Annotated in this window: 15 protein-coding genes; 10 read left to right on the top strand and 5 right to left on the bottom strand. The window is 64.6% G+C overall.

Going from position 1 to position 19,436, the window contains the following annotated elements; translation table 11 throughout:
- Positions 1-59 precede the first annotated feature (59 nt).
- The gene (locus tag HNQ39_RS02485) at positions 60-1,325 is read right to left on the bottom strand and encodes a dicarboxylate/amino acid:cation symporter (RefSeq protein ID WP_221289759.1); all 1,266 of its coding nucleotides are present in this window, start codon (positions 1,323-1,325) and stop codon (positions 60-62) included.
- Between the two features lie 132 nt (positions 1,326-1,457).
- Positions 1,458-1,931, bottom strand: coding sequence for a hypothetical protein (locus tag HNQ39_RS02480; RefSeq protein WP_184192375.1), 474 nt, complete (start codon positions 1,929-1,931; stop codon positions 1,458-1,460).
- Positions 1,932-2,001: 70 nt separating this feature from the next.
- Here HNQ39_RS02480 and HNQ39_RS02475 point away from each other — a divergent pair, with 70 nt between their 5' ends.
- On the top strand, positions 2,002-2,508 hold the full coding sequence (locus HNQ39_RS02475) for a MogA/MoaB family molybdenum cofactor biosynthesis protein (protein ID WP_184192374.1): 507 nt from the start codon (positions 2,002-2,004) through the stop codon (positions 2,506-2,508).
- 50 nt (positions 2,509-2,558) lie between these two features.
- Here the strand turns inward: HNQ39_RS02475 and HNQ39_RS02470 are convergent, their stop codons facing one another.
- The 3 genes from HNQ39_RS02470 to HNQ39_RS02460 all read right to left on the bottom strand — a co-directional run bounded on the left by HNQ39_RS02470 (position 2,559) and on the right by HNQ39_RS02460 (position 7,485).
- Positions 2,559-5,948, bottom strand: coding sequence for a beta strand repeat-containing protein (locus HNQ39_RS02470; RefSeq protein ID WP_184192373.1), 3,390 nt, complete (start codon positions 5,946-5,948; stop codon positions 2,559-2,561).
- Between the two features lie 183 nt (positions 5,949-6,131).
- The gene (locus HNQ39_RS02465) at positions 6,132-6,434 is read right to left on the bottom strand and encodes an FmdB family zinc ribbon protein (RefSeq protein WP_184192372.1); all 303 of its coding nucleotides are present in this window, start codon (positions 6,432-6,434) and stop codon (positions 6,132-6,134) included.
- 4 nt (positions 6,435-6,438) lie between these two features.
- The gene (locus HNQ39_RS02460; RefSeq protein WP_184192371.1) at positions 6,439-7,485 is read right to left on the bottom strand and encodes a hypothetical protein; all 1,047 of its coding nucleotides are present in this window, start codon (positions 7,483-7,485) and stop codon (positions 6,439-6,441) included.
- Between the two features lie 174 nt (positions 7,486-7,659).
- Between HNQ39_RS02460 and HNQ39_RS02455 the strand changes: the two genes are divergently transcribed.
- Genes HNQ39_RS02455 through HNQ39_RS02415 form a run of 9 tightly spaced genes read left to right on the top strand, consistent with a single transcriptional unit; the run spans position 7,660 to position 19,433 of the window.
- Positions 7,660-8,487 (top strand): DUF4114 domain-containing protein, encoded by an 828-nt coding sequence (locus HNQ39_RS02455; protein ID WP_184192370.1) that lies wholly within the window; start codon positions 7,660-7,662, stop codon positions 8,485-8,487.
- Position 8,488: 1 nt separating this feature from the next.
- Positions 8,489-10,396: a tetratricopeptide repeat protein gene (locus HNQ39_RS02450; protein ID WP_184192369.1), complete on the top strand. Its 1,908-nt coding sequence runs from the start codon at positions 8,489-8,491 to the stop codon at positions 10,394-10,396.
- A complete protein-coding gene (locus tag HNQ39_RS02445) occupies positions 10,393-11,202 on the top strand; it encodes an archaeosortase/exosortase family protein (RefSeq protein ID WP_184192368.1) in 810 nt (269 codons plus the stop codon). Before HNQ39_RS02450 ends, HNQ39_RS02445 begins: the two co-directional genes overlap by 4 nt.
- Positions 11,199-11,639 carry a hypothetical protein gene (locus HNQ39_RS02440; protein ID WP_184192367.1) on the top strand — a complete coding sequence of 147 codons (441 nt, stop codon included), beginning with the start codon at positions 11,199-11,201 and terminating at the stop codon, positions 11,637-11,639. Before HNQ39_RS02445 ends, HNQ39_RS02440 begins: the two co-directional genes overlap by 4 nt.
- Entirely contained in the window at positions 11,626-12,222 is a 597-nt protein-coding gene (locus tag HNQ39_RS02435) for an exosortase-associated EpsI family protein (protein WP_184192366.1), read from the top strand. Before HNQ39_RS02440 ends, HNQ39_RS02435 begins: the two co-directional genes overlap by 14 nt.
- A gap of 32 nt (positions 12,223-12,254) precedes the next feature.
- Positions 12,255-14,921, top strand: coding sequence for a BTAD domain-containing putative transcriptional regulator (locus HNQ39_RS02430; RefSeq protein ID WP_184192365.1), 2,667 nt, complete (start codon positions 12,255-12,257; stop codon positions 14,919-14,921).
- Positions 14,918-17,386 carry a PAS domain-containing sensor histidine kinase gene (locus HNQ39_RS02425; protein ID WP_184192364.1) on the top strand — a complete coding sequence of 823 codons (2,469 nt, stop codon included), beginning with the start codon at positions 14,918-14,920 and terminating at the stop codon, positions 17,384-17,386. Before HNQ39_RS02430 ends, HNQ39_RS02425 begins: the two co-directional genes overlap by 4 nt.
- Positions 17,383-17,802, top strand: coding sequence for a response regulator (locus HNQ39_RS02420; RefSeq protein ID WP_184192363.1), 420 nt, complete (start codon positions 17,383-17,385; stop codon positions 17,800-17,802). The genes HNQ39_RS02425 and HNQ39_RS02420 overlap by 4 nt, the downstream gene beginning before the upstream one ends.
- Positions 17,799-19,433 carry an ATP-binding SpoIIE family protein phosphatase gene (locus tag HNQ39_RS02415; RefSeq protein WP_184192362.1) on the top strand — a complete coding sequence of 545 codons (1,635 nt, stop codon included), beginning with the start codon at positions 17,799-17,801 and terminating at the stop codon, positions 19,431-19,433. Before HNQ39_RS02420 ends, HNQ39_RS02415 begins: the two co-directional genes overlap by 4 nt.
- The last annotated feature ends 3 nt before the right edge of the window (positions 19,434-19,436 follow it).

Raw genomic sequence — 19,436 nt, 5'->3', positions numbered from 1 at the left:
GTAGCCCGGCACGGGCTTTGTGGCCGAAGGCCACTGCAGACGCCGATTTCAATCGGCGTCTAGGATTCGTGGCCGGCGAGCATGTCCGGCAGGCGCTCGCTGGGCTCCTCACGCTCCTTGCCATCCAGCAGGCAGGAGATATTCATGTCGCCCATCACATTGATCATCGTGCGGCAGCGGTCCAAGAACCAGTCCACGGTGAAGAGCAGCGCGATGTAGCGCACATCCAGGCCCACGGCGGTGAAGACTAGGGTCATGGTGACCAGGCCCGCCTCGGGGATTCCGGCGGCCCCGACCGAGGCGACAATACTCGTAATGACAATCAGAAGCTGCTGCTGGAGGGTGAGGTGCTGCCCGAGCATCTGCGCGATAAACAGCGCCGACATCGCCTCGTAGAGCGCCGTGCCGTCGTTGTTGAAGTTCGAGCCCACCAGCGCGCCCATGCTCGCCGAGCGCTCGCGCAGCCCGACCTTGGTCCAGAGGCACTCAAAGGTCACGGGCATGGTGGCAGTAGACGACGCCGTGGAGAAGGCCATCACGAGCGCATCGCGGCAGCCCTGCAGGAGCTGGCCGGGGCGCACCCAAGAACCTGCGCGGACACGGCCCAGGTACCAGAGCGCCTGGAGGAACAGCCCCACCAGCACCGCGACAATGAAGTAGCCCAGTGCGGCAAACGGCGCAAAGCCCTGCTTGCCCACAATCGAGGACACAATCCCGAAGATGCCCACGGGCACCACCTGAATCACCCCATGGAGGATGCTCACTAGGGTCTCCATCGCCACATCGACCGCCTCCATCACGGTCGAGATCGCGCGGTCCTTGAGCTGCCGCAGCACCGAGCCAAAGGCCAGCGCCAGCAGGATGATCCCGATAACATTGTTCTCCACCAGCGGCGCGGCGATACTCTTGGGGACATTGTCCAGAAACTGCTCCCAGACCTCTTTCTTGGCCTCGGGGGCCTTCCAGCCCGCCTTCTCCATGGTCTCTAGGATCAGCTTCTTCTGGGGATCGGTCTCTTTCGACGAGAGAGTTGCCTTGGGAGCCGGGAGCTCTAGCTTGCCGTGGGTGCCCGGCTGGATCACATTGGCGACAATCAGCCCGATCACGATCGCGACCACGGTATTGAGCACCAGCAGCCCCCCGAGCTTGGCGGCGAGCTTACCACGCACCTCGGTCTTCATCAGCGCTTGGATCACGGCCACGAGGATCAGCGGCGGTGCCAGCGCCCCAAGCATCCGCAGGATCAGCTTGGCGGGAACCTCAAGATTCGCCGCTCCCTCGCCCCAAACCGAGCCGACAATCGCCCCGATCACCAGCGCGATCATGATCCGAATGTAAAGCGGCGTTGACTTCCACCACGTCAAAAATCCACCCATTATGCGTCTGCCTCCCACCAAGCCTTTTCTTCTTCGCGCATTTTAGCCTGAATCTGCTCAGGCGTGGGGGAATTCTTAGCGTTACCGGCGTTTATTGAGCTTCTGGTCGAGCCGGTGTACTTGTGCGGGGCTGAGGTGCGAGGGTGAGTCCGTCCCTAGTTTTTTCTGAAGCCGGGGCAGGTGGAGCTCCCGCGCCGAGACCCGGATCGCTCCGAAGAGATCGACAATCTCGCGCGCCTTGAGAAACCGGAGGTAGTGGTCACACTCCGCGACCGTGTGTTTCTCCAGACGGACACTCTGCTGGAGCGCCTCGGGGAGGGTCTTGGGGAGCGGCAGGGGCGGCGGGGGCTTGGGGGCCGCGATTCGGTAGGTCTTCAGCAGGGCCAGCACCAGACGCTCGTGCCGGCGCTCGTCTTGGGCGAGTTCGGCAAAGGCAGAGGCACGGCCAAAGCGCCGCGCCGCCTGCTCGTAGAACGCCGCCGTGGTCCGCACCTCACGTAAGACACTGGTTAGCGCAGACTGGGTCATCATGTCCGCTCCGCCGTTTTGTTGCATTGACCCAGCCTAGCCCATCCCAGCCCCGCTTTCGTCCCCCGAGCGGCGGATTCGGGTACGATAGCCTCACATGAGCCACGAGCAACACCAGCGAATCGCCGCCGAGGGGGGGCCGGTCTCCCTCGGGATTATCACGGTCAGCGACACGCGCACCAAAGAGACCGACCTCAACGGGCAGTTCCTGATCCGGGAGCTGCTGGCGGCAGGGCACCACCTGACGCTCTACCAGCTCATAAAAGACGAGCCGGACCAGGTCCAGAGCGCCCTAGAGCAGGCCGCGGCCGCGGGGGTGCAGGTGCTTCTCTTCAATGGCGGCACGGGAATCTCCGCCCGAGACACGACCTACGATGCGCTAGCGGCGCGGCTCGAGAAGACCCTTCCGGGCTTTGGGGAGCTCTTTCGCATGCTCTCCTGGGAGCAAGTGGGCGCGGCGGCGATGCTCTCCCGCGCGGTCGCGGGCACCTACCACGGCATGGTGGTCTTCTCCACGCCAGGTTCCCACAAGGCCGTGGTCCTCGCCTGGGAGAAGCTCATCGCCCCCGAGCTGGCGCACCTCGCCTGGGAGCTGGCGCGGTAGGAAGCCTTGCCCCCTGACCCCCACTTGTGGGGGTCAGGGGGCGGGCAGGGCTACTTGCGTCGTGGGGCGATCAGCAGGCCGAGCGTGCCCAGCGTGAGGAGGACAAGAGTCCCCGGCTCCGGGGCCGTGCTGGAGGCGGCGGTGAAGTTATAGAGAACCACATCGTTGCCGCCGCTGGTGGCGTTGGTGGTCGAGTTACCCAGGTAGCTGATCCGCCCCGTGTAGGTCGTCCCGCTGAAGGTCGCGCTGACCGGCGCGCCCTCGGTGAGGCCGTTGAAGGTCCCCGTGATCGCGTCGGTTCCGTCATTGGTGAGCAGGAAGAAGCTCTGCGTGGCGGTTGGGGCGAAGGTGAGGTTCAGCGCGAGGTTGGCGCTTCCCAGCCCGACCGTGCCGTTCACGGCGAGCTGGTCGTAGCCTACACCCACCAGGTTGCTGGTCAGCTCGGCAAAGAAGGTCGAGCCGGCGCTGAACCCGACATTGCCATTGACCGTCAGGATGCCGGGACTACTGCCCGGAGACACCGTCCCACTCACGTTTACCGGTCGGTTGATAATCCCCGAGCCACCTAACGTCCCCGCCGCTCCCACGGTCAGAGCGCTGGTCGAGGTCGCGAGCGTGCCATTGACCAGCAGCGTCCCCGCGTTGACATTGATCGCGCCGGTGTGGGTCGAGGCATTGCTAGTGAGCGCCAGAGTCCCCGTGCCCGTGTTCTTGTTGAGCGTCCCCGTTCCCTGCAAGGGGCCGGCCCAGGTCGCCGACAGCCCGCTGGCGACATTGGCGTTGGCATCGCCGTTGAGCTGGATGGTGTTGCCGAGGGTCGAGCTCGAGGTCGGAGTAAGGGTCGGGGCGGTCGAGCCCGAGGCGTTCTGGACGGTGATCGTCCCGCCCGGCAGGCTGGTCGCCGAGCCATAGCTGACAACGTTGTTGTTGCCGCCGTTGATCGTCAGGGGGGCGTTGCCCGTGGCAGTCCCCTGGAAGTCGGCGATCATGGTATTGCCCGAGTTGCCCAGCGTGAACCCGCCGGCGTTCGAGAGAACCGACGTGGACGTGAAGCTTACCCGCCCGTTGGGGATAAAGAAGGCCGACGACCCTGAGATTGTCCCGGTGAAGTTGGTCGCGCCCGTACCGCCCCCGCCGCCGCCCTGGAGGTTGACCGGCGAGTTGAGGGTGATGTTGCCGTTCCAGGTCTGGGAGCCGGTGGTGTTGCTCAGCGGCGTAAGGCGCGCCATCATGGAGAAGGGCAGCGCATCGCCCGCCAGGTTCTGGGCCCCGTTATCGACAATCAGAGGCCGGTCGAAGGTCGCGTTGGCCCCCGCCCCGGAGAAGCTCAGGGTGGGAACCGTGCCCAGCAGGTTGGAGTCGTTCTGCGCGACCCCGAGCGTGATCGCCCCTAGGCCCGCCCCGGTCTGGCTGGTGTTGAGGTTGAGTGTCCCCGCGCGAACGTCGATCGGGCCGGTGAAGGTGCTGGTGGCCAGGGTCGCGGTCGCCCCGTTCGATGAGACAGTGAGCGGGCCGGTGAGACCGGAGAGGTTCGCGTTGGTGGTAAAGTTGGCGGTGCCGTTGGCGACAATAATCCCCTGCGTGCCGGTGATGGCAGTCGGGAAGCCGGTGGCCCCAAAGGTGGTCGAGCCGAACAAGACGCCGGGCGTTGCCCCGAAGGCCACGGTTCCCCCCGCGAGGGTGTGGGTTCCGCTCTGGCTAAAGAGCATCCCCGAGGCGACACTCAGGGTGTTTCCCGTGCCAATGGTCGTGGTGAAGGTCGCGGTGGTCTTGAGGGCGTTGATGTTGGCGTTGCCAATGGTCGAGGCCGCCGCGCGGGTGACATTCGTCCCCGGCGTGCTGAAGTCGGTGGCGTAGGCGGTGAAGGGAGTGAAGCCGGTGGCGGCGTTGTAGGTGAGAAAATCATTGGTTCCCACCATGCGCGGCAGGATTCCGGTGGAGTCGGCGGCGGGGAGGGTGCCATTGACAAAGAGCTTGCTCACCCCGCCCAGGCTCGTGTTGCCGATCACCATAGTCGCGCGGGGAGCCAGGGTAAGGTTCCCATTGACCGTCAAGGTGGCCGAGCCCGTCCCCGAGCCCGCCGCCCCCGCGCCGGTGATGATATTGACGACATTGTGGCCGCCACTGACCGTCAGCGCCCCAAAGGTCTCCGAGGCGGTCGCGTTCAGCAGCCCCCGGTAGATCAGGTTGCCATCGCGTAGCTCGATTGTCGCATCGTCGCGGATACGGTCGTTGTTCTGCGCCGCGGGGATATTGGGGGCGTTGTTCCCACTGGCTCCCGAGGCGGCGTTGTTGTCGATCACGAAGGTTCCCGCCGCGAACGCCTGGATTCGGGTAGCGGACTGAAGCGAGCCATTGGCCCCCTGGAGGATCGCCTGGCTCCCGCCCGGCCCCCCGATTCCGGCGATCTTCAGGGAGGTCGTGGCGTTGGTACCGGTAATGACATTGGTGCCAGAGTTGAGCACGGTCGAGCCAGTGTAGGTATTGTTCCCAAAGAGACTGATACCGTCGATGGAGCCGTAGGTCCCTGCAAAGGTATAGCCCGGCATCTTAAGGAGCGAGCCGTTGCTGAGTGAGCCGGTGAACATCAGGGCAGTGTTGAGCCCGAACGAGCTACTGACCCCCACCCGCACGAGCTGAGTCCCGCCGCCTAAATCTAGGTTCGCCGCGATCGAGTTGCCGAAGTTGTTGCCCGTAACACCAATGACATTAATGTCTCCCAGGACGCGTAGGGTGCCGCTTCCGACCACACCGTTGTTGGCATTGAGGGTCGTGTTCCAGGCGGCGCTGCTGGTCTGGTTGACGAAAGTAAGCTGCGAGAGGGTTAGGTTGTTGCTCCCGATATCCAGGTAGCCATTGGCGATACTGACACGGGTGGAAGAGGGCAAGACACTGGAGTTGAGCAGGCGCAGGGTCCCGGCGGCGATGTTGCCCGTGGTGCCCCCGACAATCACATCGGCCCTGAGGTTGCCATTCGAGGTCAGGGGGATACCGCCCGAGAAGTTACCGGCACCGCTCAGCTCCAGAACCCCCGCCCCGATCTTCTGAAAGCCCACTGTGCTAGTGATCGGGATACTGATCTGCGTCGTGAGCCCAGAGGCGACATTGACCACCCCCGTGGTCTGGGTACTAGAGCCCGCCCCAAAGATCAGCGAGCCACCTCCATTGAAGGAGTAAGCGCCCCCCGTAACATTCAGGCTATCCACGACAACGGGGCTGGCCACACTGACCGTCCCAGCACCGGTCGCGCCGAAGATCGCGCCATTGATAGGAGCATTGACCCAGGCCGCCCCGGTCCAGTTGAGACTGGAGGTGTTCCAGAGAAAGTCCCCCGAGCCATTGTCCCAGGTGAGATCGGCAGCGTGGGCATCGCCGATACCCAGAGAGACGACAGCGATACCCAGGGAGGCAAGTAAGGTCGCGCGAGAGCGGAAAATCATCAGCATATCCTTGTTGCCGATGCTATTTTCTGGCAGTTCGGCAGGTTTGGCGACGATTATACAGCACTTTTGCGGTTGGTATTCTTACCTAAGACCGTTATTTGACCTAGAAAATATCCTATATCGCCCCCTGGCCCCCAAAATTGGGGGTCATGGGCAGGCGGGGGTCAGGGGGCAAGCTTCCTACAGCCCGTCGGCGGTATTATTGCCATCGAGTGTCGCGGGCGCTTCGGCGGAGCCTGCCACTTTTTCGTAGCGGCCTTTTCCCGCGCGGACATACTTGGTGAAGCCCTTGGCCTCGATATTACTGTCGGAGAGGTTGCCGCTATTGACCACGGCGCGCAGGGGCAGGCTCACCACGCGACGGATCGCCTTGTCGCACTCCTGGCACTGGGTAAGGGGCGCATCGGACATGCGCTGAAAGACTTCCTGATTGCCGCCGCAGGTCTCACAGGGCTCGTCGCAGCGGTAGGTATAGGTGGGCATAGCCCTATTTTACCGCGTCGCGCCGCCGTGTCTTCCAGAGCACCATCGGGAGCAGAGGGAGCATCAGCGCCATCGAAGGCTCCGGTGCGGAGAGCGAGCCATCTCCTCCATCCCGTACGCTCTTACCACCACCTCCCCCGCCTGCATTTCCAAGGATATTCTCCAGTACCTCTGTACGCGTGACACGCGGTGCTACAGTGGGAGTGCGCACCATAACTTGGGAGGGAGGCTCCGTGCCGCCGGAAGGCGCCGACGAAGCCAAGCCCTCCATATTGGTTGGGCTTACTGTACTCATGCCACCAGGGCTCCCACCTCCCACAAGTCCCGAAGCAGCAGACGATCCCAGGCTACTGAGGATTAGGTTAAAGGGAAGCGCAAAGCCCCCTCCACGCTTTTTCTCTTGCTTGGGAGCCGCCCCCGGGTCTGTCGCAGCCTCAGGGGTCTCGGTCAGGAACGTCGTCTCAGGTGGGCTTGTGGGCTCGGCGGGGAGGGGAGCCCCAGACTCTTGCAGCGCCACCGAGCGCTGGTCTGGAGGAAAGGGAGCCGGGTCAGCCGGCGGCGGGGTGTCGGTGTGCAGGGTCTCGATACTCTCCTCGGGAGTGAAATCAGGGACCTTGGCCTGATCCTGTGGGGAAACCGGCTTGGCCGGCTTGGCGATCGGGTTGCCGCAGATCTTCATCATCACGGGCGTCCCATCCGTACGCAGAAAGACGGGAGTCCCCTGCTTCACCCGCCGGAGCTTGTAGCCCCAGCTCCCTGTCGTGGGCCGGAAGTAGTAGACATTCAGCATCGCGGTCTGTGGCAGCTTCCCCAGACGAATCCCCGCAAAGCGCTTGAGAGTCTCCACTGTCGAGAGCCCCCATGCCTTCTCATAGCGCTGGCGCACCAACGGCGATGTCCGCACCAGCTTCGTAAGATCCTGGCCACTCACCACGGGCCGCGTGATATAGGCCCCTCTCGGCACCGATGGCCCTGCCCAAGCAGCAGTCCCCAGAGAGACAACCACCAGTGTTGCCCCAAGGCCAAGCAGAAAGTGATTTCCAAGTTTCATAGCCCCAATTATCTAGGACCACCATAAAAATTCCATTAACAAGAGCCGATACTAATACCGGTTTAAAAATTAAACATAGGGCAGAGATATCTTAATACGTTAAGAGATCTTGCATTTCATGGAAACGATCTATTAATGCATCTTTTATGTCCGCATCGCCACACTTGGGCCATCATGAAGAAAAAAGTCTTACTCGTCACGTCTTTCGTCTTGCTTGCCGGTGCCGCACAAGCTCAGGGAGGCTTTAGCCTTACGGGAGGAACGACAGCGTCTGTGGAGTCCTCTGTACGCCCCTTTGGACTGAACATTGTCGATCATGTCAAGGTAGCAGGCTCGGACTCCGCATCGGCCTCTTTTAAGAACAACGAGCTCAAGACCCTCAAGAACTTCGCCAACACGAACTTGCGCGAAGGCACCCCGATGAGCAACTCCGATGTCCAGCTCCACCGGATCGATCCCTCCAAGATCAAGCTCAATACCGCCGCCGATGTACGTGCCTACTTTGTGGGCGAGGGCGCAGGCTACCACAACACGCTGGGCTTCAACTCGCAGGGAGGCTCGACCTCCACGTTTGGCAGCGACCCCAAGCTGATCTTCCCGGATGCGTCGGAGCGCGGTGGGACTACCCGAACGACATCGGAGCCCATGAAGTCCGGCGACTTTGTGAACATGGGGAACTTCAGTGCCAACACCCAGCTCAACTTCTTCCTGATCGCCAACGGGGCCAATGGGGGAACCAATAAATACTCAACCAACCACATCAACCCCGATAACCTTGTCCATGCGGTCGCCTTTACGCTCCCGGGCACTCCCTACCTGCTGATTGGCTTTGAGGACCTCTACGGCGGCGGCGACCGGGACTACAACGATATTCTCTTCACCCTCGATGTGGGCCGCGCCAATATCGACCACCTCTCCAGCCCAGAGCCGACAACCGGCCTGATCCTGCTGGGCTTTATCGGGCTGGCACTGGCTCGGCAGCGACGAAAGGTAGCGGCTTAAGATGCATAAGCACAAGCTCATCCTCCTCGCAGGAGGGCTCGCCGTGCTCGCGGGGGGGCTCTTCGCCTGGCGTGAGCTTGTGATCAACCGGCAAGACCAGCGCCATACCCAGACCGCCAAGAAGCTCATTGAGCGCGGACGAGCCGTGGAGGCGCTGGGTGTCCTGCGCCAGTCCGGCTTGTCGGAGAAGAGCAAGGAGCTGGAGAGGGCCGGCCTGGTCGCCCTTGGAGACACCGCACGCCTGGCGGCACTCTGGCGGCTGAACCCCGAGTCGGTGAGCGGTGATGAGCAGGCCGCGGCGCTGGCGGCGCGAGGCCTGCTCCAGTCCAAGGACACCGCGGCGGCGGAGCGCCTGATCGCCGCGTGGAAGCCCAAGGCAAAACACCCCGCCTGGTGGCTCTGCCTGCGCGCCGATGGCCTGCTCGCCCAGCACAAGCCCGCCGAGGCCAAGAAGCTCCTGACCACGAGCCACTTCGACGGCCCCGACGACGCCGGGCGCCTGCTACGGCTGGCCCTGCTCTGCAAGGTCAGTACCCCCGAGGGGCGCCAAGAGGCCTGGGCACACCTTGAAAAAGCCATGGCCTGCGCCCCCAAAGACCCCGATGTCCGCTCCTTCCGGGGCCAGCTCCTCGAAGCCGCGGGCCGGGTGGGAGAGGCGCGGGTGGAGTATGTCGCGGCCCACCTCGCCGCGCCGCGGAGCCCCATCCACTGCGACCTGCTCGGGGAGTTCTACCGCCGGCGCGGGGAGTACACGCAGGCGCTGGCCACCTGGGACGAAGGCCAATGGAGCAGCCCGGCGGACTTTCTGCGGGTACGCTCGCTGTTCTGGCACAAGATGGCTCTCCCCGCCGCGCCAACCAGCCCCAAGTCCACGCCGCTCCCCGACCCGGCTGGCCCCGCGCAGGCGCTCGCCCACCACCTCGCGACAGTCCCCGCCAACAAGTTCTTCGACCACGATAGCTTCAACGGCCTCCCCGAAGCGACCGCCTACGCCGAGCGCTACCCCGAGGTGATCTACCTGGAGCTCACCCAGTGCCTCCAAGACGGTACCCTGGGCCGGGCCGCGACCCTGCTGGGTAAGCTCAAGGGAGCGGCATCGTGGAACCCCGCCCTGGAGCGCGGCCTCGCCCAGCTCCTGCGCCGCCAGGGCCAGAGTGTCTCCCTGCCCACTGTCTCCGCACAGCAGGAGCGCCACCCCTACTTTGTCGCCTTGGATGCGGGAGTGTCGGCAGACCCCGCCCTGGAGCGCCTGCTCAAAGACCGCCCTCACGCCCTCGCGGCGGCCTACCTCGCCGGCGGCTGGTGGGAGGCGGCGCTACGGCTCGCTCCCGCGAACCAAGATCTCTCGTCGTTCCCCGACTGGTACGCCTACGGCATGGCCCAGGCACTGCGCGAAAACCGCGGCAACGACCAAGCGCTACAGTTTGTCACCGCGCAGTCAAGGCCATCGGCGGCGCTCCGCGTCACCCAGGCCGAGCTCCTGTTCAAAGTAGGGAAGCAGTCCGAGGCCCTCGCCGCGCTCACCCCGCTCGCCGCCCTCCCCGAGCCCGCGGGCTACCGCGCCGCCTGCCTCAAGGCCCTCACGGAGCTGGAGCAAGGACAGGCCCCCACCGCCGAGCAGACCATCCAGGCGCGGCAGGACCTCCGAGAGAGCCCCACGGGTAAGGAGCTCCTGGCACGAATCGCCCTCGGCCGTAAGGACACCGCCACCGCCGAGAGGCTCTACCGCCAGATCGCGAGCCAGTCGCTAGAGGCACAGACCTTCCTGGCACGGCAGGCCTTTGCCGCGCGGCGCTGGGACGAGGCCGAGCGCTGGACCCGCCAGATGCTAGCCACCGCCCCGGACCTCATGCCCCTGCGCGAGAACCTAGCACAGATCGCCGCGGCACGCAAAGCGAGTGGGTCATGAAGCTACTGAGTACGCGAGACCGCGGTTTTCTGCTGGTCTTTGCCCTCCTGAGCGCCTTTCTCTGGCTCCGGGACCGTAGCTGGGTGGGCTCGTCCTCGGACACGCTCCCGATCCTGGCGGGTTTTCCTCTCTTTGTCTATCTGGGCGGGCCGTGGCACCTCCGCAAAGACCCACTCACTCTCACCCCAGCGGGTGTTGGGGGAGCTGTGGTACTTTTTATGGTCGGGCTCAGCCTGGAGGCCAACCTGCTCCTGGCACTGAGCATGGCCTTCCTCACCGATAGCTACCTGCGGACACGCCTGGAGCCACAGACCCTCACCCGCGCCCGCGCGCTCCTACCCTTGATCGTCTTGGCCTACCCGTGGCTCGTGCTCGACGGCCAGCCGCTGACCTGGTGGTTTCGGCTCACGGGGGCGGGGGCGACCGCGCATTTCTTCTCGCTCCTCGGGCTCTCGGTGGCGCAGGAGGGGGTGCACCTGACGATTCAGGGGCTCCAGGTCTCGGTCGATCCGGCCTGCTCAGGGCTCAATGTGCTCCAAGCCGCTCTGCTGGCGGGCCTCGCGGTGGCGGTGCGCAACGAGCGTGTTAAGCGGCTCCAAGATGCCTTGCCCGCCCTGCTCACCTTGGTGGCGCTCGCCTGGCTCGCCAATGTCGCCCGAATCCTCATGCTCTGTGTGATCGCCCTCACCTTTGGTGCCGATGTCGCGCGGGGGCCGGTCCACGCCAGCGGGGGCCTGCTCGTGCTGGTGCTGATGTTTGTCCTCACCCTCAAGCTCTTTGCCCGGCGACGGGAGCCACGCGCATGAACCTACGAACGGTCGGGCTTGCCCTCTTCTTTCTGAGCCTGTGGCAGTCCCGTGAGCTGCTTGTCGCTTGGCAGTCGGCGCCCCTGGAGCGGGTGAGCGGGCTACTCTTTACGCTCTGGGCGCTCCCGAGCCTGTGGGAGCTGCGCACCACACGCCTCCCCCAGCCCTCCCTCGTGACCGCCGGGCTTGCCCTCACCGCTCTGGGCACCCTCACCGATATCCATGCGCTCTGCTTTGGCGGTCTCGCCCTGAGCCTGGCAGCCTGGCGCAGGTCCTTCTCCCTTATCTATGTCTTGGCCGCTCTGCTCTGGATGCCCCTGACAAGCATGATCGGGATGCGCCTCCACCTGCCCGCCCTGCTGCTCCTCGGGCTCCGCAGCGTGCTTCTGGTGCTCTGTCTTCTTCCCTGGAATCGAACCCGCCATGAAAAACAATAATAACAGTAAAAAAAACTCTCTGCTCTGGAGCGCCCTGCTCGCCACGATTGTCGTAGGCGCTGTCCTCGATCGTGTCCCGCTGCGCGATGCCTCCGAGCGCCTGGAGCGCCTGCCCGCGTTTTCCCATGAGCTCGCCACCCGAGAGGCCGAGGTCACCGAGGCGGAGCACAAGGTCTTTGGAGAGGCCCGCATCTTCCGCCGCGAGGTGGCCCTGGAGCACCAGGGCTTTATGCTGACGGTCATCGATGGCACCCAGAACCGCCATGCCCTCCACGATCCCTACTACTGTGTCCAAGGCGCGGGCTACCAGATTGTGCGCTCGGAGAAAGTGCCTATCGCAGGGGGGAGCGCCTGCCAGCTCACGGTGCGTAAGGGCAGCCAGGAGCGCCGCCTTGTCTTTTACTTCTCCAATGGCCACGAGCGCCACGACTCCCCGATCCGTGCCTGGGCTGAGAGCGCCCTGCGCCGCCTGAGCCTAGGACGCTCCAGCGAGGCGCAGGTTCTTGTCCTCATCGAGCCCCTCACGGAGGGTGCTCAGGTAAATACTTTACTTTCTGGCTTTCCCCATCTCACGGAACTCTAAAGAACTACATAGAAATCGCTGAAAACACTATTGTGGATAAACTGTGGAGAATCGAACTACTGGGGGGCGTCCAGCTGGTACGCGCCGATGGCAGCATCGCGCGCTTCGCCACACGCAAGATCGCCTCGCTCCTGGCCTATGTCGCGTACTTTACGGGACGCCCTCACGCACGCGAGGTCTTAGCAGAGCTGCTCTGGCCCGAGGCAGAGTTAGATGCCCAGCGCAATAGCTTCCGTGTCGCGCTAAACTCTCTCCGCAAGCAGCTAGAACCACCGGGCATTATCCAGGGCCGTGTCTTAATCGCCGACCGTAGCGCCCTCCGCCTCAACCCCGAGGCCTTCACCACCGATGTCCAGCTCTTTGAGGACGCGATCCGGCGCAGCGACTGGGCCGAGGCGATCGCGCTCTACAAAGCTCCACTGCTCATCGGCTGGTACGACGACTGGATCGATGCGGAGCGGAGCCGCCTCGCCGATAGGTTCGCCCTTGCCCTGCGCCAGCGTACCGCCCAGCTCTGGGCAGCCGGGGAGCGGGAGCAGGCACTCGCCACCGCCCGTAACGCCGTCCAGACCGACCCCCTCGACGAAGAAAACCACCGCACTCTCATCACTCTCTATGCCCAGGCAGGCTTTCCCGAACAAGCACAGCGCCAGTACGAGGACCTGGAAGAGCTCCTGAGAGAAGAGCTAGGACGAGCCCCCTCCCTGCGAACCCGCGAGCTCCTCAGCCACCTCCCCGCCCCCGAGAGCCCGATTCTTCCTGCCAAGATCGACCCGCCCACCATGCCTATAGAACCTGTGTCCTCCCCCCTACCAGAGCCCAGCCCCGCCCCACAACGCCCCAAGCATGTCGGCTTCCTCCCCACCCCGCTGACCCGCTTTTTTGGGCGTGAGGACGAGCTCGCACGGCTCTTTGTCCTGCTGGCCCCCGGCGAGCTACGGCTCCTGACCCTCCTGGGACCAGGCGGTGTGGGCAAGACACGCCTGGCCCTAGCCGCCGGGGAGGCGCTCCGTAGCACCTACAGCGGCCGTGTCTGGTTTCTCTCGCTGCTAGAGACACTTCCTCTGGAGCGCCTCCTGGCCGATACGCTTCGCCTGAACCTCCCTGCGGAGGCCAATCCCCTCCCCGCCTGTATTGAGCACCTGCGCCAGCAAGAGAGCCTGCTGATCCTAGACAGCGCCGACACGCGCACCGACGAGCTCGCGGGCCTGCTCCAAGAGCTCCTCGCCTCTTGCCCGTCGCTGACCTGTGTGGTCACCAGCCGTGTCAGCTTGCAGGTTGCAGGAGAGCGTGTCCTGCCAGTCGGCCCGCTCCCCACCCCCAGCGCAACCCCGACCCTCGATGGCCTTGCAAGCTGCCCCAGTGTCGCGCTCCTCCTGGACCGTGCCCAGGCCGTGCGCCCCGACTTTCAGCTCACCCCACGCAACGCCGAGAGCATCACCCAGCTCTGCTGCAAGCTCGATGGCTGGCCACTCGCACTGGAGCTGATCGCGGCCTCAGCCTGGTCCCTGACCCCCCACCAGATGGTCGAGCGCCTGGAGCGACGCTTCGAAGTCCTGGTCACCGAACAACGCGGCATCCCCGAGCGCCAAAAATCACTCCGCGCCGTTCTGGAGGCCGCAGTGGAGCTCCTCGACGAAGACAGCCGACAGACCCTGCCCGCACTCTCGCTCTTCCGGGGCAGCTTCCGGGCAGAGCAGGCCCTCGCCGTGGTCGGCCCCGAGGCGGCCCACGCCCTCACCGCTCTCCAGCGCCAAGCCCTGCTCCAGACCCAAGAGACCGAGAGCGGCCTCCGCTTCTCCCTCCTGGAGACCGTCCGCGACTACGCCAGCACCCTTCTCGAGCCTCCCCATGCCGCAACCTGGAAAGCAGCCCACGCCAGCCACTTCCTGGGGGCGGCACAAGACGCACGCAACCAGTGGGATGGGCCCCACAGCGAGCTCGCGCTCCGCTTCTTCGACGAAGAGCGGGAGAACCTGCTCGCCGCGCTTCAGTACAGCACCCCGGAGCAGGCCGTGTCGCTGCTTGCGGCAGCCTGGCCTTTCTGGAACGCGACCGGCCTCGCGGAGGAGGGAACCCAGCTCCTCGAAGCCGCGCTGACCCACGCCCCCGACTCCGCAGAGGCATGGCTCGGCCTCGGACGGCTCCAGGTCTCGCTGGGGCGGCTCTCCGAGGCACAGCTCTCCCTAGCACGCAGCGAGGAGGGCTTCACCAACTCCTGCCCCCGCCAGCCGACCGCGATCTTCCAGCGCGCCCTCGCCGCACGCGATGCCGGCAATCTCGAGCAGGCCTGCAGCGCCTTCCAGCGCTTCGCGGAGGTCTGTGCCGACGATCCCTGGGCGGTGCAGTGGGCCGAGCGCGAGCGGGCACAGCTCTGCGGCGACTCGGTCGAGAGTGAGCTCCCGGAGATCGGGGAGGTGCTGCTAGAGCTCGGCTTTGTCGCCGCCGCTCAGGGAGACCTCGCCACCGGCCGCGCCTTGGTCAGCGATGCGCGCGCCTCGTTCCAACAAAACGGGGACACGCGCCTCTGCCAGATCGCCAGCGAGCGCCTTGCACGGATCGCGGGACAGCAAAGGGATGCCCAAGGCGCACGCCGGGCCACCGATGAGGCACTCGCCCTTGCACGCCAGAACGACGATCCCGGAGCCATCGCACGGCTGATGCGGCTCCAGTGGCAGAACCTAAGGATCCCCACATGAAGCCCGACTCCCCTCTCTCCTCGCTGACGGGGCTACAGACACTCTTGGAGATCGCGCTCGATGCGGTCGTGGTGATGGACACACAGGGCAAGGTGGTGGAGTTCAACCCCGCCGCAGAGACCCTCTTTGGCTACACCCGCGCCGAGATCCTGGGCCAGCCGCTCGCCGAGACGCTTGTCCCCCACGACCTTCGCGATGCCCACAAGGCCGGCCTGAAGCGCTACCTCGCCACCGGCGAGGCACATGTCCTGGGAAAGCGCATCGAGATCTCGGCCCTCAAGCGCGACGGTAGCCTGATCGATATCGAGCTTGCCATTGATCGCCTCCCCGGTGAGACGCTCTACTTCATGGCCTATATCCGCGATATCACCGAGCGCAAGCGCAGTGCCCGCGCCCTCGAGACCAGCGAAAACCGCCTCGCGACCCTGGTGGCCAATCTCTACGCCGGTGTCCTCCTGGAGGACGAGAACCGCAAGGTCGCCCTCACCAACCAGAAGTTCTGTGATCTCTTCCAGGTCCCGGTCGCGCCTGAGCAGCTGATCGGCCAAGACTGCTCCCAGTCCGGCGAGCAGAGCAAGGAGCTCTTTGCGACCCCGGAGCAGTTTGTCACCCGGGTGGGAGAGATTCTCGCCGCGCAAGAGCCTGTCCGGGAAGAGGAGCTCCGCCTCGCCGATGGCCGTATCCTGGAGCGCGACTACCTGCCGATCTTCTACGAAGCCAACTACCGCGGTCACCTCTGGGTCTACCGCGATATCACCGAGCGCAAGCAGACCGAGAAAGCACTCCAAAAAGAAAAAGAGCTCATGGCCGCGCTCTCCATGGCCTCCCAGCAGTTCCTGGACAATGCAGACCTTGAAGGGACGTTTGGTGGCCTGCTCAAGAGCCTGCTCTCGCTCACCAAGAGCGACTACGGCTTCTTAGGTGAGGTGCTCTACACGCTCGACGGCAAGCCCTATGTCAAGACCCATGCCATCACCAGTGTCGCCTGGAACGACGCGACCCAGGCGCTCAGTGACACCTATACCGGTAGTTTTGAGTTCAGAAACCTCGAGGCAATCTTTGGTGAGGTGCTGACGACCGAAAAACCCGTTATCGCCAACGACCCCACAAACGATCCGCGCTGTGGCAGCCTCCCGCCCAACCACCCACCGCTCGAGCACTTCCTCGGGCTCCCGGTCTTCCGCGGCACCGAGCTGGTGGGGATCGCGGGGATCGCCAACCGGCCCGGCGGCTACGACGAAGCGACAATCGCCTACCTACAGCCCTTTCTCTCGGCCTGCGCCAATATCATCAGCGCCTACCGCGATGATGCCGCGCGCGCCGAGGCGGTGCGCATGCTCTCCGAGGCCAATCACTTTGTCAGCCGGATCAACGACACGGCCCCCATGCTGATCTACCTCTACGATCTCAACCAGCGCCGGGATCTCTACGCCAACCGCTCGATCGCGGAGATGCTCAACTACTCCCCCGAGACACGCGCCTCGTTTGTGGGACGAGAGCTGGCCAGCCTGATGCACCCCGAAGACCGCCGCATGCTCCAGCGCGAGTTCCGCCGCCTGCGCTCCAGTACGCTCGATGAGACCCTGGAGTTTGAGTGCCGCCTCCAAGCCGCCAGCGGGGCCTGGCGCTGGTACCACAGCCGCTACACGGTCTTCCAGCGCAACCATCACGGCCGCCCCGACCAGATCCTGGGCGCCGCGGTCGATGTCACCGAGCGCAAGGAGGCCGAAGAGGCGCTCCAGAGCCTGACCAGCGAGCTCCAACGTAGCAACAAGGCCCTCCAAGAGTTCGCCTCGATCGCCTCCCACGACCTCAAGGAGCCCCTGCGCAAGATCCAGGCCTTTGGCGGACGGCTCAAGTCCAAAGAGGCACAGAATCTCTCCACGGATGGACAGGACTACCTCGCCCGGATGCTCTCCGCCGCCGAGCGGATGCAGGTGCTGATCGACGATCTTTTGGCCTACTCGCGGGTGACCAGCAAGGCACAGCCCTTTGTGGCGGTCAACCTCAACAATATCGCCTACGATGTGGTCTCGGACCTAGAGGCACGCGTGCTCCAGTCCGGCGGCCGTGTGCGCCTAGAGCCCCTCCCCGAGCTGGAGGCCGACCCGCTTCAGATGCGCCAGCTCCTCCAGAACCTGATCGGCAACGCCCTCAAGTTCGCACGCCCCGGAGTCGCTCCCGAGGTCGTGGTCTGGGCCGAGTCCGCCGGAAAGCCCGGCTTTACCAAGATCTTCGTCAGCGACAATGGGATCGGCTTCGCCCCCGAGTACACCGAGCGCATCTTCGAGGTCTTCGAGCGGCTCCATGGCCACGGCACCTACGAAGGCACGGGCATGGGGCTGGCCATCAGCCGCCGCATTGTCGAGCGCCACGGGGGGACGATCCAAGCGACCAGCACCCCGGGCGAGGGAGCCCTCTTTACCATCGAGATCCCTCTGTTTCAGAAAGGGGCCGGCGCATGACCTTCACGCCCAAACACCCCCTTCGGATCGTCATGGCCGACGACGACCCCGATGACCGGATGCTGACACGCGATGCCTTCGAGGAGTGCGATGCGGTCGACTGCGCCGGCTTTGTCGAGGACGGCCAGGCCTTGCTGGAGCTTCTCACGAGCCTAAGCCCGCTGCCGCGCCTGATCCTCCTCGACTGGAACATGCCCCGCAAGAACGGCCTGGAGACCCTCCATATCCTCAAGGCAAGCCCCAACTTTAAGAGCATTCCCGTGGTCATCCTCACGACCTCGACCGACTCCGTCGATGTGGCCTCCGCCAATGCCGCCGGCGCCGAGGGCTTTATCACCAAGCCCGTGACCTTCGAGGGCCTGGTCGCCATTGTCCAAGAGATGGTCGCGCGCTACGCACCGGAGCTTGTCCTATGAGCACACAGAATATCTTGGTCGTGGACGATGACGAAGAGGACTTCCTGATCGCACGGGACCTCTTGCGCGATATCACGGGAGAGCCACGCTACGAAGCACTCTGGGCACGAACCCCCGAGGAGGCGCTCGCCCACATGCTCCCCAAGAGCGGCGAGGCCCCCAACCATGTTCTCTGCCTCCTCGACTACCGCCTCGGCGCGGTCTCGGGAATCGAGGTGCTCCGCCAGGCACGCACCCAGGGCTACAGCCTGCCGGTCTTTCTTCTCACCGGAAGCAGCGAGCGCTCGGTGGACGACGAAGCGCTGGCGGTGGGGGCATCGGACTACCTGGTGAAGAACGAGGCGACCCCCGACCTGATGGCCCGCTCGATCCGCTACGCGGTGGCGCAGAAAAAAGTGGAAGAAGAGCTCCGGGTCACCGCACAGGCCCTCTCGGACTCCCGCCAGCGCGAGGCCGAGGTCGGCGCGGCGATCCAGCGGACGCTCTTGCTGCGCCATGGCCCCGCCAAGGTCGCGCCCGGCCTCTCGCTCGGGGTGCATATCACCGGCGCCGAGCGGGTGACCGGCGACTACTGCGACTTTCTGACCTTCCGTGAGCAGTGCTTCGATGTGATCCTGGGCGATGTGATGGGCAAGGGAATGTCCGCCGCACTAGTAGGAGCCGCGGTCAAGAGCCAGCTCCAGCTCGCCGCACGCCGCCTCACCGCGGAGTTCCAGCCCTTTGGACGCCTCCCCGAGCCGCAAGAAATTGTCGGGGCACTCCAGGCCGGGCTCACCCCCGCCCTCACGGACCTCGACTGCTTCGTGACCCTGACCTACGCCCGCTTTATCCGCGAGCGCAACTGCCTGCACTATGTCGATGCCGGACACCCCAGCATCCTGCACTGGAAGGCACACGAGCAGGAGTTTGTCTTCCTGCGCGGCGACAATGTCCCGCTGGGGATCATCCCCGATGAGCTCTACCTGGAGCAGTCCACGACGTTCGAGGCGGGCGATGTCTTTGTGCTCTACTCCGATGGTCTGGTCGAGGCACAGAACGAGGACGGCGAGGAGTTTGGCGAGCAGCGGCTGATCGCGGCGCTCGACCTCACGCTCTCTCCCCAGGAGCAGGCCGATGGGCTCTGCCGGCAGGTCAATCTCTGGCGCAACGGCAAGGGCGATGACCTCACCTGTGTGGTCGTGCGGATTGAGGGCTCGATCAAGAAGCCCGAGCAGCCCGCCCTGCGCAAGTCCCGCGAGTTCCGCACCGACCCCGCTGTCCTGGAAGACCTGCGCAAGGTCGCCGAGGACTTCTGCTCGGCCTGCGCGGTCCCCGAGCTCGCCGACCACGTGCTCCTTGGCCTCACCGAGGCCGCCAGCAATATCATCCGGCACGCCTACGCCGGCCGCTCGGACCAGCGCTTCCGCTTCGAGGCCAGCGCCTACGCGGACTACCTGCTCTTCAGCCTAAGCGACCGAGGCTGTCCCTTTGTCCCTGGCCAGGTCTCCGACCCGGCCTTCGACGGCACCCAAGACGGTGGCTTTGGCTGGTTCATGATCCAGAGCTGCTTCGACGAGGTGACCTACTTCCGGGATGAGCTCGGCTCAAACCGCTTGAGACTTAAAATCAACCTGAATACCCCTAGAAAGTAAAAA

This window comes from Armatimonas rosea (genome assembly GCF_014202505.1).
GTDB lineage: Bacteria > Armatimonadota > Armatimonadia > Armatimonadales > Armatimonadaceae > Armatimonas > Armatimonas rosea.
The sequence above is the reverse complement of the archived record's forward strand: the minus strand, read 5'-3'. Positions and strand labels throughout refer to the sequence as shown.

Coding starts and splice junctions, on each gene's coding strand:
- HNQ39_RS02470 (WP_184192373.1), bottom strand. CDS start 5,948: ATGATTTTCCGCTCTCGCGCGACCTTACTTGCCTCCCTGGGTATCGCT.
- HNQ39_RS02485 (WP_221289759.1), bottom strand. CDS start 1,325: ATGATCGCGCTGGTGATCGGGGCGATTGTCGGCTCGGTTTGGGGCGAG.
- HNQ39_RS02475 (WP_184192374.1), top strand. CDS start 2,002: ATGAGCCACGAGCAACACCAGCGAATCGCCGCCGAGGGGGGGCCGGTC.
- HNQ39_RS02460 (WP_184192371.1), bottom strand. CDS start 7,485: ATGAAACTTGGAAATCACTTTCTGCTTGGCCTTGGGGCAACACTGGTG.
- HNQ39_RS02425 (WP_184192364.1), top strand. CDS start 14,918: ATGAAGCCCGACTCCCCTCTCTCCTCGCTGACGGGGCTACAGACACTC.
- HNQ39_RS02455 (WP_184192370.1), top strand. CDS start 7,660: ATGAAGAAAAAAGTCTTACTCGTCACGTCTTTCGTCTTGCTTGCCGGT.
- HNQ39_RS02440 (WP_184192367.1), top strand. CDS start 11,199: ATGAACCTACGAACGGTCGGGCTTGCCCTCTTCTTTCTGAGCCTGTGG.
- HNQ39_RS02480 (WP_184192375.1), bottom strand. CDS start 1,931: ATGCAACAAAACGGCGGAGCGGACATGATGACCCAGTCTGCGCTAACC.
- HNQ39_RS02415 (WP_184192362.1), top strand. CDS start 17,799: ATGAGCACACAGAATATCTTGGTCGTGGACGATGACGAAGAGGACTTC.
- HNQ39_RS02445 (WP_184192368.1), top strand. CDS start 10,393: ATGAAGCTACTGAGTACGCGAGACCGCGGTTTTCTGCTGGTCTTTGCC.
- HNQ39_RS02435 (WP_184192366.1), top strand. CDS start 11,626: ATGAAAAACAATAATAACAGTAAAAAAAACTCTCTGCTCTGGAGCGCC.
- HNQ39_RS02450 (WP_184192369.1), top strand. CDS start 8,489: ATGCATAAGCACAAGCTCATCCTCCTCGCAGGAGGGCTCGCCGTGCTC.
- HNQ39_RS02465 (WP_184192372.1), bottom strand. CDS start 6,434: ATGCCCACCTATACCTACCGCTGCGACGAGCCCTGTGAGACCTGCGGC.
- HNQ39_RS02420 (WP_184192363.1), top strand. CDS start 17,383: ATGACCTTCACGCCCAAACACCCCCTTCGGATCGTCATGGCCGACGAC.